The following is a 13,642-nucleotide window of genomic DNA, read 5'->3' on the forward strand; positions in this document are numbered from 1 at the left end:
CCATGTCCACCGACGTCTCCGATCCCCCGGCCGCCGATACTCCCAAGTTGTCCATTCCGTGGTGGACGCGTGGCGACACCAACGCGTTCTTCGGGCTGGGGTTCAACATCCTGGTGAACGTGCTGACGCTGACGGGTCTCATGATCGGGGTCGTCAAGGTGCCGGCCGGCGACGTGCTCGGCACCATCCTGCCCGCGCTCGGCGTGGCCCTGATCCTCGGGAACCTCTACTACACGTTCCTGGCGCGGCGCCTCGCCCGGCGCGAAAACCGCACGGACGTCACAGCTTTGCCCTACGGCCCGAGCGTGCCGCACATGTTCATCGTGGTGTTCGTGGTGATGCTGCCGGTGTATCTGCACACCAAGGATGCGATGCAGGCCTGGCAGGCGGGACTGGCGTGGGCCTTCATGATCGGCATCATCGTGATGATCGGCGCGTTCGTCGGGCCCCACATCCGCAAGCTGACGCCGCGGGCCGCCATGCTCGGGACGCTGGCGGGCATCTCCATCACGTTCATCTCGATGCGGCCGGCGGCCCTGATGTGGGAGGCGGCCTGGATCGGCCTGCCGGTGCTGGCGATCATCCTCATCGGGTTCTTCACCGACATGAAGCTGCCGTTCGGCATCCCGACCGGGCTGGCCGCGCTGCTGGTCGGTACCGCCATCGGATGGATCGGCGGGTTCATGTCGGCACCCGACGTCGCAAAGGCGGTGTCCGACATCGCGATCGGGCTGCCCGATCTGCGGGTCGGCATGCTGGTCTCGGGCCTGTCGCATCTGGCCCCGCTGCTGGGCACCGCGATTCCCCTCGGTGTGTACAACTTCACCGAGGCGATGAGCAACGTGGAGAGCGCGGCCGCCGCCGGCGACAACTACAACCTGCGCAGCGTGTTGCTGGCCGACGGCGCGGGTGCGGTGATCGGGTCGGCCTTCGGCTCGCCGTTCCCGCCGGCCGTGTACATCGGCCACCCCGGCTGGAAGGACGCCGGCGGCCGGGCCGGGTATTCGTTGGCTAGCGGCGCGGTGATCGGCGTCTTCTGCTTCCTGGGTCTGTTCGGCGTGCTCGACGCCCTGCTGCCGGTGCCCGCGATCGTGCCGATCCTGCTCTACATCGGTCTGCTGATCGGGGCGCAGGCATTCCAGGCGGTGCCGCGTCTACATGCCGTCGCGGTCGTCGCCGCGCTGCTGCCCAACCTGGCGCAATGGGCCGGCGGCCTGGTCGACAACACATTGAACGCCGCAGGCACGTCGGCCGCGGCCGTGGGACTGGACAAACTCAACGGCGCGGGCGTGGTCTACCAGGGGCTGCAGACGCTCGGCGAGGGCGCGGTGCTGGTCGGCCTGATTCTCGGCACCATGGTGACCTTCATCCTGGAGAAGAAGTTCCTCTACGCGGCCATCGCGTCGGCCGTGGGTGCGGCGTTGTCCTTCATCGGCCTGATCCACGCACCCGAGGTGGCGTGGGCAGCCAATCCACAAGTCGCTCTCGGTTACCTGTTCTTCGGGCTGGTGTGCGCCGCGTACTCGCGGTTACCCGGCGCCGATCAACCGGTCACGGTCGACGAGTCGGACGTCGTCGCCGGGCGCTAGGAGACGGCGCGATCACAATGTGCCCCTGACAGCGGCGCCATCGCAAATGACTCGATGACGACGCTCGTGGAGTCACATTGCGTCAGGACCGGACGAGCCGCGCGATCGCCGCGGAGGCCTCGGCCAGCTTCTGCTCGGCCTCGTCCCCGCCGACCGCCACCGCGTGGCTCACGCAGTGGCCCAGGTGCTCGTCGAGCAGCGCCAACGCGACCGACTGCAACGCGCTGTTGACCGCGCTGATCTGCGTCAACACGTCGATGCAGTACTTGTCCTCGTCGATCATCTTGGCGATGCCGCGGACCTGTCCCTCGACGCGCCGCAGCCGCTTGGCGTAGTTGTCCTTGTTCGGCGAATAGCCGTGTTGGGCCTCAGGGTGACCCGCCACCGCAACGTCCGACTCGTCTGACGTCATAACCCCAGCGTACCGCATACCCCTTAGGGGTATCCAATGCAATTTCGCTTGGCGGCGGCGGGCATACTTACCTGCATGTCTGCTGATCAGCCCGATATCAAGCCCCGCAGTCGCGACGTCACCGACGGCCTGGAGAAAACCGCAGCCCGAGGCATGCTGCGGGCGGTAGGCATGGGCGACGACGACTGGGTCAAGCCGCAGATCGGCGTCGGCTCGTCGTGGAACGAGATCACGCCCTGCAACATGTCGCTGCAGCGGCTGGCGCAGTCGGTCAAGGAGGGCGTGCACGCCGCCGGTGGTTACCCGCTGGAGTTCGGCACCATCTCCGTCTCCGACGGCATCTCGATGGGCCACGAGGGCATGCACTTCTCGCTGGTGTCGCGCGAGGTCATCGCGGACAGCGTCGAGACCGTGATCCAGGCCGAGCGCCTCGACGGCTCGGTTCTGCTCGCCGGCTGCGACAAGTCGATCCCCGGCATGCTGATGGCCGCCGCCCGGCTGAACCTGGCCAGCGTCTTCTTCTACAACGGCTCGATCATGCCCGGCGTCGCGAAGCTGACCGATGGCACCGAGAAGGAAGTCACCATCATCGACGCCTTCGAGGCCGTCGGTGCGTGCGCCCGCGGGCTGATGTCCCGCGAGGACGTCGACATCATCGAACGCGCCATCTGTCCGGGCGAGGGTGCCTGTGGCGGTATGTACACCGCCAACACCATGGCCTCGGCGGCCGAGGCACTCGGTATGTCGTTGCCGGGCAGCGCTTCTCCCGTCGCCATCGACAAGCGTCGTGACGAATTCGCCCGCAAGTCCGGCGAGGCCGTCGTCGAGATGCTGCGCCGCGGCATCACCGCGCGCGACATCCTGACCAAGGAAGCGTTCGAGAACGCCATCGCCGTCGTCATGGCGTTCGGCGGCTCCACCAACGCGGTGCTGCACCTACTGGCCATCGCCAAAGAGGCCGAGGTCGACCTGACGCTCGCCGACTTCACCCGCATCGGCAACAAGGTCCCGCACCTGGCCGACGTGAAGCCCTTCGGTCGCCACGTGATGAAGGACGTCGACGAGATCGGCGGCGTGCCCGTCGTCATGCGCGCACTGCTGGATGCCGGTCTGCTGCACGGTGATTGCCTCACCATCACCGGCAAGACCATGGCCGAGAACCTCGCCCACATCGCGCCGCCCGACCCGGACGGCAAGGTGCTGCGGGCGATGAACAACCCGATCCACCCGACCGGCGGCATCACCATCCTGCACGGCTCACTGGCCCCCGAGGGCGCCGTCGTGAAGTCGGCCGGCTTCGAGTCCGACGTGTTCGAAGGCACCGCAAGGGTTTTCGAGCGCGAGCGCGCCGCCCTCGACGCACTGGAGGACGGCACCATCACGCACGGCGACGTCGTCGTCATCCGCTATGAGGGCCCCAAGGGCGGCCCGGGCATGCGCGAGATGCTGGCCATCACTGGCGCCATCAAGGGCGCCGGCCTGGGCAAGGACGTGCTGCTCATGACTGACGGCCGCTTCTCGGGCGGGACGACTGGCCTGTGCGTCGGGCACATCGCGCCGGAGGCCGTCGACGGCGGCCCCATCGCGTTCGTGCGCGACGGTGATCGCATCCGCCTGGACGTCGCCAACGGCACGCTGGACCTGCTGGTCGACGAGGCCGAATTGGCCTCGCGCCGTGAAGGTTTCGAGCCGCTGCCGCCGCGCTACAAGACCGGCGTGCTGGCCAAGTACACCAAGCTGGTGCAGTCCGCCGCCGTCGGCGCCGTCTGCACCTAGCCTGGGATTTGTGCACGATTTTCCGCGGTAGGCGCGGAAAATCGTGCACAAAACCCCCGGTGGGCGAACGGGATCCCGCTGGAGTGGGCCGAGCACGCCTATCAGACCGAGGCCGCGGACCTGCTCCGCGCCGCGGGTCAGGAGAATTCGGCGTAGAGCTCCGGCAGGAACCCGGCCAGGTGGTTCATCTCCTGTGCGCAGTGCACCAGCAGGTCCCGCGGGTCCGGCAGCTGGCGAGCCGCGAGGACCCGAAATGCGTGATCCGCCAAGGACTTACCCGCACGGAAGTTGACGTGCTCGCCGCCCATCCAGAACCGGGAGCGCATCTCGGCACCGTCCGGGGTCGGCCGCACCTGATGTACCAGCCAACCGATGTCGACGGGAATGTCGGGGGAACCCAGGCGTGCGGCGATGGCCAACCCCTCGTGCCCCTGCGTAGCCGGGTCGACGAATTGGATTGCCACAGAACTGAATGACGAGCCGAGGTACTCCTCGACCAGCGACGTGCGGCCTATGTAGGCGATGTCGTCGCGGCCGTCACGCCACACGGCGGACACGTGTGCCCGGGGATGCCACAGCTTGTAGCGACGCGCATCGCAACCGTGCCAGCCGAACCACCAGTCCCACATCTGCGGCGTCACGCGCGGCATGTCGGTGCGGACCGCCACGGTGTAGCCGCCGTCGGGCGTCCGGCCGTACCCGTTCTCGGTCTGCTGGTAACCGTCCGCGGCCAACGGATCGTCGAACGCCGGCATCACCGGCGCGGCCTGCGGCCCGTGTTCGAGCGCCAGCACCACATGACGTGGCAGTGGGGCCATGTCCGGGTTGAAGAATCTGCCGAATGGCGTGTCTGCGTCGTCGTCGCGGTAACCCAGGTAGTTCATGTGCGTCCCATCCACGCGTAGAACCGACCGTCCGGGTCATATTGTGCGCGCACACTGTCCAGTCGCGCCATGGCCGCGTCGGTGGCGAACCGGGCCGGCCGGGCCCCGAGGTTCTCGTCGGCCAGCTGGATTCCGGTGGCCAGGTGGGACATGGCCGCCATGTTGGATCGGGCCCAGTCTCCGTATTTTTCGTCATCTGCGGCGTCTGCCCAGCCGGAGTAGAGCGCCAGATACACCTCGTCCTCGAGGCTGTAGGCCATGTCCTGGCGAGCCGGCGACGGACCCCAGTTCAGCCAGAGGAAATGCGACGGGTGCGGCGGCATGGTCTCGAGGATTTGCCGCACGCCCGGCAGCAGCTCGGCCGTCGACGCCGACGTCCACATGTTGTCGGCGGCGTAGCGATGGTCGCTCAGGTAGTTGCTCATCACCGCGTCGTACCAGGTGGGCAGGTTCGTCGGCGCGAACGGCACCGCCATCAGGGCGTGTGGCCGCGCGGGGCACGTATCCAGCAGTGCCACTGCGGCTTTCGCTTCGTCGTCGCTGTCGGCGAACACCGGCGAAGCCAGCACGATGCCCGGCGTATCCAGACCCGAACTCGGCATGGCCCGCGAGGCGACGATCTGCAGCTCCACGCGGCGATCCACCTCGGCGCTGATCCCGCGGGCCCACGGGTAGATCTCGTCGGCGGCCTCGAAGGGGTAGACGTACAGACTGCTACCGCACACCGGCGGTTGTGGGTAGAGCCGGAGGTGGAACGCGGTCACCACGCCGAAGAATCCGGGGCCGGATCCTCGTGCCGCCCAATACAAGTCGGAATGATGTTCAGCGTCGCACCGGAGCTGCTCACCGTCGGCCGTGACCACGTCGAGCGCCAGCACGCTTTCACATGCAGGACCCAGGACCCGGCTGTTCCAGCCATAGCCACCCTGCAGCAGGTAGCCACCCAAGCGCACGCCCCGGCAGTGTCCCGATGGGAAGAACAGGCCCTGCTGCTCCAGCTCGGCCGCCAGGACGCTGCCACCCTTGCCGGGGCCTACCACCGCGGTCATCGCCTCGCGATCCACCCGGCAGACGTCGAGCCGGCTCACGTCGAGCAGCAGGCCGCCGTCGCGCAGATGATTGGCCGACCAGCTGTGCCCACCGGACCGGATGCCGACCGTCAGGCCGTTCGCGCGGGCGTACCGGACCGCCACCACCACGTCCGCGGTGGTCGATGCCTGCACGATGACGTCCGGAAACCGCTGCGGCACACGCGCATTCCACACCGTCGCGCAGCGCGCCTCCTCGTAGCCCGCGTCACCGCGGCGAAAATGCCGGACCTCGGCCAAAGCTGTCACCGCAACTCCTCACGCCTCGACCCCACCTGCACCGAAACGTAACACCAGGAATCAGCGGTTGCGTCAATTTTGCGCACGTCAGCGGGCCTGGGAGCACCTCCCAGGCCGGTCGGCGGAATTCAGGCTCAGCCGTGCCGAGCCTCAGAGCCGCGTACGCGCATACCGAGGTACGCCGCACACATGCCCAACATCATGATCAGCGCGCCACTGATCACATGGGACCAGATCATGCCCATGGTCGGCGCGCTCTGGAAGATCCACGGCGCGGCGATCATCCACACGCCGAAGAACGGCAGTGTCCAGGTCAGGCCATGGGTGCGGTCGAGGGCGCAGCCGAAGCACAATGCCAGGACCCCGACGGTTCCGCCGACGAACACATCGTTGACCGTCAGCCGCGGCAGGCTGAAGTAGCCGACGATCCACGGTGACAACGCGGCGTAGGCCGCCACCATCAAGGTCAAGCCAAAGGTCGCCTGCGCCGCCATCGACTCGGCGATGCGGTCATAGCCGGCCCGCAACGCCAAGATGTCAGGGTGTTGATCGATTGACGAATGGACCGTAGTCATTTCTGCCCCTTCCGTTACGCGACAAGGGGTTCGGCCCTGCCGCACCGATCCATCACCCACAAGGCTACGCGGATTTCTGCGGCCTAACCCGCCACCGCCACCGTCCGGTCACCCACCGGACCGGCAAGCGGCACAACGATTTTGCCGGGCATGATCATCATGGTGCAGACCATCTGCTCACGGTCAGACCGACGGCCGGACGTCAACGTGACCACCACGGTCTGCTCCGTCTCCTGGACGGTGGCGTGCACCCCGTAGCAGTCGGGCGATCCGATCGAGATGTTCAGCGCCAGTGCGGGTTCCGGGTCCAGCCGGCTCCAGGATTCCGCCGTCAACGGGTAGGCGTCGCGGATCGACGGATCGTCGACGAACGTCGTTCCGGGCGTCGCGGGCACTTCGGGGAGCGGCGTCTGCTCAGCCGAGGCTGTCGGCGCGATGCCAACGGCGACCATCACGCCGACAGACCCGAGAACCGTGGCTACCCTCATGCGGCCACCCTAGCCACACTCAGAGCGCACGACCCGGCCGAGACGCTCAGGCCGCCGGCTTGTCTGCCGTGTCCTTGTCTGCTGCCACCTTGTTCGGAGCCGGCTTCTCGGTGGTCTTGCCGACTTTCTTGCCTGTGTCCTTTCCGGACGACTTCTCATGCCCCTTGCCACGCGGTCCCTTCTTGGCCTTCTTGTCAGGCTGGTCCGACTTGTCGTCCTGCGCCTTGACCTGGTCCGACGCATCGTCCTGCGCCGCCTTGGTCGGGCTGGTGCCAGGCTCAGCGGCCACCGGCTTGACCGCGGCGGGAGCTTTCGCGACCTTGGTCGTCGGCGTGCTCGGCACACTGGTTTCCGTTGCGGCAACGGGAGTGACGGGCGGAGCGGGTGCGTAGCTGATCTTCAGGTGGTCACCGTCCGGAACGAGCGTCGGCGCCGGGCGGCCGAACCGCAGAATCGGGAACTGGTCCTGGAACCCGACGACCAGGGCGCGGACCACGTCGCCCGGAACCTGCAGCCACTGCTTCGGGGTCAGGACCGCTTTGGTCATGAACTGGGTGTAGGTGCCCTGGTCGTTGAACGTGCGGTTGTACGTACCGCCCTGCCCCGGCAGCACAACGTCGGTGTAGCCGGTATTGACCAGGATCGACAACGCCGGCTGCAGGGCATCCGCCAGCGGAGTCCCCAGCTTGGCCTGCACCCCGAGCTTGCCGAGCACAAAGTTGGCGATGCGTGATGGCAGCCGCAGCGGCTCCAACAGCGGCAGGTCGTTGGGCACCAAGGTGGAGTACGCAGTACTGGGCGTTCCCAGCGTCGCCAGCAGACCGAGGTTGGTCGCAATCTCGACGCCCGACGCTCCGCCGAGGGTGACCCCGCCCAGCAGGTTGGTCGGCAAAATGGTCGCCATCAGCGAGTTGGCCAGAGAGAACAGGTTGGGTGTCTCAGGGAAGTCCGACATGAGGCTGTAGCCCCAGCCGACACCAACTGTCGCGGCGCTGACCTTGATACCGGTGCTGGACGTCGACTGACCGCCGGGAGTGACGGGATGCAGTCCCAGGCGCTGCAGGATCGAACCGAACCGGGCGTAGATGCCGCCGTTGGGCGTCCCCGGATCATTGATGAAGAGCATCACCAGATTGGTGTTGTTGACGCCCTGAACGCACCCGAGTCCCGCGGTGCACGGCACACCGGTGATGGAGTTGACCCGCCCTGCCGGTGTCAGCGGGATGTACCCGGCCGGAGTGTTGCCGGCGCCGCTGGCCAGCAGTGCCTGATAGGCCTTGACCGCGTTCGGGGTGGCGATGCCCGACGACACCAGAATTCCCATGCCCAGCGATCCACCGGGCTGGCGGTAATAGTTCCCCAGCAGGAATCCACCGAAGGGGTAGGCGTTGATCTTGTCGTACAGGTTCACCGGATCACTGTCGGTGTAATTCAGCGCAAGGTTGACATCACCGAGCACCGGCACGTTGGGCACCGAAATGTTGTGAAAGCCAACCCAATCCGCGACGCGCATCAGCGGTCCGGTGGTAACGGCGGCGAGATCCAGGGCTTTGGATTTGGCGAGCATCGACGGAGTGGAAAGCCCGCCGATCATCATGGCGGCCGCGCCGAGCACTGCTACGAGCACCCGCATTTTGGCGGTCAGGCTGTTTGGATCATCAGTCGTGCAGACATCGTCCCCACCCCCCAAGTGCTGACTTTCACCGGAAGGTACACCCGGCGCTATCCCAGGGGTCAATATTTGCCAGAATTCGCTGACCTAGGTCGCGACGCGCGCTACCGCAAAGCCGTCCCAGCCCTTGGTGCCGACGGTCTGGATGGCCGCGGCCTCGAGCCGGGGATGGTTGCCCAGCAGCTCCAGCATGTCGCGCACCCCGCGGGCCTGCAGATCATCCTCCGCCGGATCGAGCACCCGGCCCATCCGGGTGACGTTGTCGACCACGATCAGGGCTCCCGGAGCCGCCAGCCGCACCGCCCATTCGACGTAGGCGCTGTTGTTCTCCTTGTCGGCGTCGATGAAGAAGAAGTCGAACTGTTCGCCACGCTCGGCCAGCAGCGGCAAGGTGTCCAGCGCCGCCCCGACCAGCACCTCCACCCGGTCCGCGACACCGGCCCGCTCGAAGTTCGTCCGCGCGACCTCTGCATGCTCGGGCGAGTACTCCAACGTGATCACCCGGCCGGCCGCGCCGGCACCACGCGCCAGGTTGATGGTGCTGTAGCCGGCGAGCGTCCCGATCTCCAGAACCCGGGTGGCTCCTGTGGCAGCGACCAAGAGCGACAACAACTTTCCATGCTGCGCCGAAACCTCGATGGCCGGCATGCCTGCCGTCACCGCAGACTGCCGCGCTGCGGCCAGCGCCTCGTCCTCGGTACGCAACACTTCGTTGAACATCTGGTCGACAGCCTGGGGATCGGGTTGCGTCATGACACCAGGCTAGCGTCGACAATTGACCGATTCCGGATCGCCGCCGCGCTCCAACGCCTTAAATAACGGCTATGTCAAATCACTTCACCGGGCTCAGCCTGGGACCGCCCCTGGGTGACCAACGCCTGGACCTCTGCGATCTGTACGCCTTCCAATCGCCGGCCGACCCGACCCGCACCGTCCTCATCCTCAACGCCAACCCCAACGCCGACGCCCTGCACCCCGACGCCGTCTACCGACTGGCCATCGACAATGACGGCGACCTGCGCAACGACATCGCCTTCAGCTACGTCTTCTCCGAGCCAGATTCGGGCCGGCAGACGGTCGACGTGTTCGTGGCGACCGGAGAGGCCGCCCGGTCACCGGAAGCGTTGGGCGACAAGGTCTTCGAGGGCGTCGAAGTGTCGTTCGGCACGGAGCCGGTGATCGCTGAATCCGGCGGCTACCGGTTCTTCGCCGGCGCCCGCAGCGACGCCTTCTTCTTCGACTTCGACGGCATCAAGAACCTGTTCGACATCCGGGGCGGCCGCAATTTCACCGCTTTGCACCTCAGTGGCGAGTTCCCGTGGACCGGAGTGGATTCCAACACGCAGGCCAACGTGTGCTCGATGGTCCTGGAACTGCCGACGGCGCAACTGCTGGGCGCCACGCCCGACATCCGAATCTGGGGCCGCTGCAGCGTCCGCCGCGACGGCACGCTGCTGCACGTCGACCGGGCCGGGCATCCGTCGGTCAGCAGCTTCTTCAACACCGACGACACCAAGGAGGAGTACAACGCCAGCGAGCCCGAGCACGACCGCGACCGCTGGATGCCCATGTTCGTCCACCTGCTGGGGCACACCGGCGGCTACACCGACGAGGAGGCCGTCGCCGCCGTCGACGCCGAGGGCATCCTGCCCGACATGCTGACGTTTAATCCGTCGCTGCCCGCCAAGTACCCGAACGGCCGGGTGTTCACCGACGACGTCATCGACTACCGACTGGCGTCGTTGACCAAGGGCGACTGCCCGCCGTCCGGCTTGAGTCCGCGCACCGACACCCTGCAGGTCTTCCCGTATCTCGGTCCGCCGCACTAGGCGACTCGCACATCGTCGATGCTTAGGCTGGCTCGGCAGTAGGACGACGGCTCAGCCCCGCGCAGGGCGACTGCCCTCTCGGCACCGCCGCGCCGTTCTGCGCGATCCTCAACGGTTAGGTCGGCTAATAGCCGTGCCTTCAAGAACCGGCGCCTCGTGACGATGGCTAGTTGGCCTAACCGTCGACGATTCCTGCTGGGGTGTCCGACTGCGGCCCTTCTGTGTAGGTGCCTTAGCCGTCGGCGCGATGGCGGGTCTTTGCGGCGCCCATTTCTTGTCGATCAACTCATTCGTGGTACCGGCCGTGACGGGCTGGCGCAAAGACACGCAGCCCGACACACCGAGATGTGTCGGACCCCAGTCATAAGCTGCTCGCTAGTGGCTCGGAAATTCACGGGCCAGGCGAATGGCGCGGCAACGACCCCGCGCCCGCAAAACAGGAGTACAGATGACGGTCAACAACGACGCCGAACATGAGCTTGCCGACGCGAACGAGATCACATTCTTCGCACCGTTGCGGCCGACGGTCGTGCAGGCACTGCGACCGGGAGACGAGCTGCTGGTTCCCACGAACGACGGTGACCGGCGCGGACGGATCACTGACATACGAGATGACGAAGAAACGAGGACGATCACGGTCAACGGCGACCTGATCGGTGAGAGCGGGCTGTTCGAGAAGCCGGCCCATCCCGGCGAAGTCCTGCAACGGCTGGTGCAGCCCGGAGAGCCTCTGCCGGGCACAGAATCGATCCTCGTGCACGGCGACAACTTGTGGAAGTGGATCGGTGCGACGATGGATGATCCGTACGGGTCGGCAGAACAGTTCATACTCCGCACATGGCAGCGCGTCCATGACGACGAGATCGACGGCGAAGCGATAGAGGTACGGTTGCAAAGCGTGTGGAATCCAAAGAAGACGATCACCCAGACCGCCCTGTTGGATTCGACTGTCGGCTTTAGAGGCTACCGCTGACCGTGACCGCGGCCACCGCTGAAGAGCGACCCCTAGAAGGGCACTTCGCTTGCGGCAATGGACTTTTCATAGCAATCGAATGCCTCGGGCACAGCTACCAGACCAAGACTGCGACCCGGGATGTATCGATCTCCCTTCCGACGTTGCGGCAGAACTGGCAGCAAGGTCATTTGGATCCACCGACGTGGACACGTAGTCGCGGGCCGAAGCCCAATGCCGACTTTCCGGATGAGGACTTCGAGTGGGGCATCACAGTAGGATTCCACGACGAACCGGACGGCACGCAGTCACCCGACTACGCACGGATCAGTCGGTGGCGCTTCGAGACCACAATTTCCACAACCCGCATGGCTTCTGACTTTTTCAGGGCGCGCGACAGTGCTGTCCGCGAACTCGAATCCTGCTGGGCAATAACGAGTTCATGGATTTCCATTTTTACGAAACAGAATTCCATTCCCATCGGAAAGGCTGGCAGCGGCATGCGCGTCAGCTCCATCGTCACGTGGAGCGGCGACGATCAGGGCCACCGCGTAAACGCGTCGAAAGATACGAGCACCCCTGCGCTCAGCCCGACCGGGGTAGACATTATCGACCACCAAACCCTGACCGCCTGCCTGAAGTTGGCCGCTAGCCAAACGCCGCCTCCTCTGGAGTGGCTCTTCATACGCAATGCCCGGTCGCTGGCCTCCGCGAAGGAGTACCGCCGTGCGGCAATAGATGCTTGCACAGCCGCCGAACTTTCCCTGACTGTGTTGATCGACAACAAGTTTGACGCCGACAACATCCCGACGACGGCGCGCAAGGCACAGTTCGATTCGCATCACGGAATCTCAAGGCTCACGCAGCTTCACAAGAACGTGGGTGCCGCGGGAGCACTTCCAAAGCGTCTGGTCGAAGACGTCGGAGCCCTTCGGAATAAGGCCGCGCACCGGGGATACGAGCCGACGTCGAACGAAACCGCGCTTGCGATTCAGACAGCGACCGCAGTGGTCGAACTTGCGAGTCCCTTGTCGAATTACCGCTGAGATCAGTCCTGAGTTACCGCCGGGGGAATGCCGGGCGTGCCGATGATGCGTGCGCCGGGGGCACCAACTGCACGATTCTGCTCGCCTCGGCCAGCGCCTTGCAGTACCGCTCGTACTCGGCTGGACCGATCGCCAGTTCCCGGACGGAACAGTGGTGTGGGTCGCCCCGACCGGGCACACCTACATCACCAAACCCGAAGGCGCGCAACTGGTACCCACAACTGGCCACACCCACCGGAACACCCGAGATCACCGAGGAACCGGTGCGCACACCCGGGCGCGACTATTGCATGCCCAAACGCAAACGCGCCCGCGCCCAGGAACGCCAACAACTCATCAATGAGACCCGGATGAACAACGAATAGCGTATCGCCGAAATAGCCTCGGCCACAAAGGAATCGGATGAACCAGCACCGTTCTAGACGACCCGAGGCTACAGCACACCCTCTTTCGCGTAGACCACCCGCAGCACGTGCCCAACCTCCGGGCCCATGACGACATCCGCCAGGTCGCAGAACGTCGCGGTGAACGCCGGCCCGTGCGGCGGCACCGCGGCCGACAGGTGGTGGGCCAGCTCGTGCAGCAGTGTTTCTGTGGACATACGCGGTGTTATGTTCAGGCAATTTATCTCCGACGAACGGGGGCGTTGTGAGCGACAGGTGGCTGACCGTGCTTTCCGGTGGTGGTTCGTCTGCTCCAGCGGACTTCATCCCCGAATTGGCGTGGTTCGACTCGCTCGAAGATCTGGAAGCACGAGCAGGCATAAAATCCGGCACCCCGGTGATCATCGACCTAGCCCGCTTGGCAGAGGACCCTGAGAATTACCGGCCAGAGCGCGTCTTCACCGAGTTCCTACGGACCTCCCGCTGGCCACGTCTCAAGCAGGGCACTCGCACCACCTACGCGACCGTGTACCCACCGATCATTCGATGGCTCGCTAGTCGTCTCCTCCCGAAGGCACTACACGAGATGGATGCAAACGATCTCGGCGAGTGGAAGGAATGGCGCACTGATCCCATACGCAATGAGAGGTCCATCAGTTGTCAGCGGTCACGTATTTCCCCAGGTTTGAGGGGTTGTCCGTCACGTAA

The 13,642-nt window shown here is 65.6% G+C and carries 12 protein-coding genes and 1 pseudogene; 5 read left to right on the forward strand and 8 right to left on the reverse strand.

The window, feature by feature from the left end:
- The first annotated feature begins 2 nt into the window (after window positions 1-2).
- Window positions 3-1,589 carry a SulP family inorganic anion transporter gene (locus tag EB75_RS06490; protein ID WP_073694640.1) on the forward strand — a complete coding sequence of 529 codons (1,587 nt, stop codon included), beginning with the start codon at window positions 3-5 and terminating at the stop codon, window positions 1,587-1,589.
- 82 nt (window positions 1,590-1,671) lie between these two features.
- On the opposite strand, the gene ricR is transcribed toward EB75_RS06490, so the two are convergent.
- Window positions 1,672-2,001: a copper-sensing transcriptional repressor RicR gene (ricR, locus tag EB75_RS06495; RefSeq protein WP_073694641.1), complete on the reverse strand. Its 330-nt coding sequence runs from the start codon at window positions 1,999-2,001 to the stop codon at window positions 1,672-1,674.
- 75 nt (window positions 2,002-2,076) lie between these two features.
- On the opposite strand from ricR, the gene ilvD reads away from it, so the two are divergent.
- On the forward strand, window positions 2,077-3,777 hold the full coding sequence (gene ilvD / locus EB75_RS06500) for a dihydroxy-acid dehydratase (RefSeq protein WP_073694642.1): 1,701 nt from the start codon (window positions 2,077-2,079) through the stop codon (window positions 3,775-3,777).
- 137 nt (window positions 3,778-3,914) lie between these two features.
- On the opposite strand, the gene EB75_RS06505 is transcribed toward ilvD, so the two are convergent.
- The 6 genes from EB75_RS06505 to EB75_RS06530 form a co-directional block, all read right to left on the reverse strand.
- On the reverse strand, window positions 3,915-4,661 hold the full coding sequence (locus tag EB75_RS06505) for a DAPG hydrolase family protein (RefSeq protein WP_073694643.1): 747 nt from the start codon (window positions 4,659-4,661) through the stop codon (window positions 3,915-3,917).
- On the reverse strand, window positions 4,658-5,998 hold the full coding sequence (locus EB75_RS06510; protein WP_073694644.1) for an FAD-binding oxidoreductase: 1,341 nt from the start codon (window positions 5,996-5,998) through the stop codon (window positions 4,658-4,660). The genes EB75_RS06505 and EB75_RS06510 overlap by 4 nt, the downstream gene beginning before the upstream one ends.
- A gap of 125 nt (window positions 5,999-6,123) precedes the next feature.
- Window positions 6,124-6,564, reverse strand: coding sequence for an SPW repeat protein (locus EB75_RS06515; protein ID WP_073694645.1), 441 nt, complete (start codon window positions 6,562-6,564; stop codon window positions 6,124-6,126).
- Window positions 6,565-6,647: 83 nt separating this feature from the next.
- Entirely contained in the window at window positions 6,648-7,052 is a 405-nt protein-coding gene (locus EB75_RS06520; RefSeq protein ID WP_073694646.1) for a hypothetical protein, read from the reverse strand.
- A gap of 46 nt (window positions 7,053-7,098) precedes the next feature.
- Entirely contained in the window at window positions 7,099-8,685 is a 1,587-nt protein-coding gene (locus tag EB75_RS06525) for a PE-PPE domain-containing protein (RefSeq protein WP_073694647.1), read from the reverse strand.
- Window positions 8,686-8,811: 126 nt separating this feature from the next.
- Window positions 8,812-9,477 carry an O-methyltransferase gene (locus tag EB75_RS06530; RefSeq protein ID WP_073694648.1) on the reverse strand — a complete coding sequence of 222 codons (666 nt, stop codon included), beginning with the start codon at window positions 9,475-9,477 and terminating at the stop codon, window positions 8,812-8,814.
- A gap of 71 nt (window positions 9,478-9,548) precedes the next feature.
- On the opposite strand from EB75_RS06530, the gene EB75_RS06535 reads away from it, so the two are divergent.
- The 3 genes from EB75_RS06535 to EB75_RS06545 all read left to right on the forward strand — a co-directional run bounded on the left by EB75_RS06535 (window position 9,549) and on the right by EB75_RS06545 (window position 12,551).
- A complete protein-coding gene (locus tag EB75_RS06535) occupies window positions 9,549-10,553 on the forward strand; it encodes a DUF4331 family protein (RefSeq protein WP_073694649.1) in 1,005 nt (334 codons plus the stop codon).
- A gap of 448 nt (window positions 10,554-11,001) precedes the next feature.
- Window positions 11,002-11,526, forward strand: coding sequence for a hypothetical protein (locus EB75_RS06540; RefSeq protein WP_073694650.1), 525 nt, complete (start codon window positions 11,002-11,004; stop codon window positions 11,524-11,526).
- 2 nt (window positions 11,527-11,528) lie between these two features.
- Window positions 11,529-12,551, forward strand: coding sequence for a hypothetical protein (locus tag EB75_RS06545; RefSeq protein ID WP_073694651.1), 1,023 nt, complete (start codon window positions 11,529-11,531; stop codon window positions 12,549-12,551).
- A 433-nt stretch (window positions 12,552-12,984) separates the two neighbouring features.
- Here the strand turns inward: EB75_RS06545 and EB75_RS28700 are convergent.
- Window positions 12,985-13,137 (reverse strand): annotated as a pseudogene (locus tag EB75_RS28700) (TIGR04338 family metallohydrolase); the annotation flags it as partial.
- Window positions 13,138-13,642 lie beyond the last annotated feature (505 nt).

It is taken from the genome of Mycobacterium sp. ST-F2, from assembly GCF_001905655.1.
Taxonomy (GTDB): domain Bacteria; phylum Actinomycetota; class Actinomycetes; order Mycobacteriales; family Mycobacteriaceae; genus Mycobacterium.

Excerpts from the sequence above, each read along its gene's own strand:
- EB75_RS06530 (WP_073694648.1), bottom strand. The coding sequence starts at position 9,477 with ATGACGCAACCCGATCCCCAGGCTGTCGACCAGATGTTCAACGAAGTG.
- ricR (WP_073694641.1), bottom strand. The coding sequence starts at position 2,001 with ATGACGTCAGACGAGTCGGACGTTGCGGTGGCGGGTCACCCTGAGGCC.
- EB75_RS06535 (WP_073694649.1), top strand. The coding sequence starts at position 9,549 with ATGTCAAATCACTTCACCGGGCTCAGCCTGGGACCGCCCCTGGGTGAC.
- EB75_RS06520 (WP_073694646.1), bottom strand. The coding sequence starts at position 7,052 with ATGAGGGTAGCCACGGTTCTCGGGTCTGTCGGCGTGATGGTCGCCGTT.
- EB75_RS06540 (WP_073694650.1), top strand. The coding sequence starts at position 11,002 with ATGACGGTCAACAACGACGCCGAACATGAGCTTGCCGACGCGAACGAG.
- EB75_RS06515 (WP_073694645.1), bottom strand. The coding sequence starts at position 6,564 with ATGACTACGGTCCATTCGTCAATCGATCAACACCCTGACATCTTGGCG.
- EB75_RS06505 (WP_073694643.1), bottom strand. The coding sequence starts at position 4,661 with ATGAACTACCTGGGTTACCGCGACGACGACGCAGACACGCCATTCGGC.
- EB75_RS06525 (WP_073694647.1), bottom strand. The coding sequence starts at position 8,685 with ATGCGGGTGCTCGTAGCAGTGCTCGGCGCGGCCGCCATGATGATCGGC.
- EB75_RS06490 (WP_073694640.1), top strand. The coding sequence starts at position 3 with ATGTCCACCGACGTCTCCGATCCCCCGGCCGCCGATACTCCCAAGTTG.
- ilvD (WP_073694642.1), top strand. The coding sequence starts at position 2,077 with ATGTCTGCTGATCAGCCCGATATCAAGCCCCGCAGTCGCGACGTCACC.